Source organism: Ruegeria sp. BHSA118, from assembly GCF_059613405.1.
Map to the genome: position 1 here is coordinate 1 of NZ_JBXWSM010000142.1, position 2,386 is coordinate 2,386.

General features: G+C 58.4%; 3 protein-coding genes. 2 read left to right on the forward strand and 1 reads right to left on the reverse strand.

What is annotated here, in order from left to right:
* On the reverse strand, nucleotides 1–738 hold a 738-nt coding region (locus AC2FNN_RS21410), incomplete at its 3' end, for an MBL fold metallo-hydrolase (RefSeq protein ID WP_496760513.1).
* Between the two features lie 116 nt (nucleotides 739–854).
* On the opposite strand from AC2FNN_RS21410, the gene AC2FNN_RS21415 reads away from it, so the two are divergent.
* Together AC2FNN_RS21415 and gltX are read left to right on the forward strand one after the other, a co-directional pair.
* Complete coding sequence (locus AC2FNN_RS21415) at nucleotides 855–1,289, forward strand: DUF1801 domain-containing protein (protein ID WP_496760515.1); 435 nt, start codon at nucleotides 855–857, stop codon at nucleotides 1,287–1,289.
* A 75-nt stretch (nucleotides 1,290–1,364) separates the two neighbouring features.
* Nucleotides 1,365–2,386, forward strand: a 1,022-nt coding sequence (gene gltX / locus AC2FNN_RS21420; protein WP_496760517.1) for a glutamate--tRNA ligase, incomplete at its 3' end; no start/stop codon positions are given.

Below are 2,386 nucleotides of genomic sequence, written 5' to 3' on the forward strand. Positions count from 1 at the left end.
GGCGAAAGACCAGACATAGTGGTTGGCCAGATCTGCCGTCAGCACCAGACGTTGCCCGTTGTTTTCCAGATGATAAACCGTGTGGCCCGGTGTGTGGCCATAAGCGGCCACTGCGGTAATGCCCGGGGCGACCTCGCCCCCGTCTTCGACAAAGGTCATTTTCTCGGCCAGCGGTGTGACTTTTTCAGCGACCAGATCGCCCACGCGATTGCCTGCGTCCTGCGCAGCCCAGAAATCATATTCCGGAGAAGCCGTCACGTAACGCGCATTGGCGAAGGTGGGCGCGCCTTCGGTCGTCATGCCACCAATATGGTCAGGGTGCATATGCGTTATCACGACCACATCGATCTGATCCGGAGTCACGCCCGCATCTGCCAGCGCGGCCTGTATGCCACCTTGCCCCAGACCGGTATCAAACAGAACCAGCTCTGATCCCGTGTTGACCAGTGAGGGGGTAAAGAAAAACTGTGCGACGTCTGCGGGAATGAAGTTTTCAGCCGAAACCTTGGCGAATTCTTCATCCGACGCTCCGCCCCCAAAAATCTCTTTGGCTCCGTCGCGTGGAAAGCTGCCATCCAGCAGGGTCGTGACCGTGAAGTCGCCAATATGAAATGACCTGGCGATGGTCGAGTTTGCTTTGGTTTCGGGGCTTGCGGCCAGAACCGGTGCGGCCGCCGCTGCAAACGGCAAGGCAGCGGCACTTCCCAAAGCAGCGCGGCGTGTAAGTTTCATTGTCATCTTCGTTCTCCCTGTCAGGACATAATTGTTGCAGTTAGGGCGTCGAAAGTCTCTTGCCAGTTTATACGCGATTCAGATGGGGTGCAGGGATGAATATTACGTGTTAATTTTTGTTCATGGCGCGATCAGACAATAAGACAGTTCCGACAGATCAAAGCGTCGAGAATTTCCTGAGAACGGTTCAACCGGCGCGCCGTGCTGAAGACGCGCGCCAGCTTGACAAGCTGTTTCGCGCCACCACCGGGTTTCAACCGGTCATGTGGGGCCCGTCGATCGTCGGATATGGCCGCTACCACTATCGCTACAAATCGGGTCGTGAAGGGGACTTTCTGGCAACCGGGTTTTCGCCGCGCAAATCAGCTTTGGTGATTTACATCATGCCGGGCTACGCAGATTTTGCGGATCTCATGGCCAGATTGGGAAAGCACAAGCTGGGCAAGTCCTGTCTTTACGTCAACAAACTGGCGGATATCGACACCGGAGTTTTGCGCGAACTCATTCGCGCCGGGCTGGACGACCTCGACAGGGTGTGGCCGGTGAAACCTTTCTGAATCGCCTGATGGATCAAGCGGCGGCTGGACAAAAACGCCCCCATGTGACAAGAGCCGCGCCAACAGGAGACACCCATGACAACCACCCGTTTCGCCCCGTCGCCCACCGGTTACATCCATGTGGGCAACCTGCGCACCGCCCTGATGAACTATCTGATTGCCCGCAAGGCAGGCGGTACGTTCATCCTGCGCATCGATGATACCGACCCCGAGCGGTCGAAAGAAGAATATGTCGATGCCATCAAGCAGGACCTGGAATGGCTGGGTTTGCATTGGGACCGGGTCGAGCGTCAATCCGAGCGTCTGGACCGCTACGCCGAAGCGGCCGACAAGCTGCGCGCGATGGGTCGTTTTTACGAAGCGTTCGAAACGCCGACCGAGCTGGATCTGAAACGCAAGAAGCAACTGAACATGGGCAAGCCGCCGGTCTATGACCGCGCTGCGCTGAACCTTTCGGAGGCCGAGAAAGAGAAGCTGCGTGCCGAACGTGGCAACGGCGTCTGGCGCTTCAAGCTGGATCACGAACGGATCGAATGGAATGACGGCATTCTTGGCGACATCTCGATCGATGCGGCCTCGGTTTCCGATCCGGTGCTGATCCGTGGCGATGGGCAGGTTCTATACACGATTGCGTCGGTGGTGGACGACACTGAAATGGGCGTGACTGATGTCGTGCGCGGCTCGGACCACGTGACCAACACTGCGACCCAGATTCAGATCATCAAGGCACTGGGCGGGGATTGCCCGCGCTTTGCGCATCACTCGCTGCTGACCGGCCCGCAGGGCGAAGCACTGTCGAAACGCCTGGGTACGCTGGCCCTGCGCGATCTGCGTGAACAGGGCGTGCAGCCGATGGCACTGCTGAGCCTGATGGCGCGTCTGGGTTCGTCTGATCCGGTTGAGCTGCGCTCGGAAATGGCCGAGCTGATCGAAGGGTTCGATGTGAACCGGTTTGGCGCCGCGCCGACCAAGTTCGATGTTCAGGACCTGTTCCCGCTGACCGCCAGGCATTTGCAATCGCTGCCGTTGTCCGATGTGGCCAGTGCCGTTGCGGATGCCGGTGTTCCCGATGAATTGGCAGAACCTTTCTGGGCCAT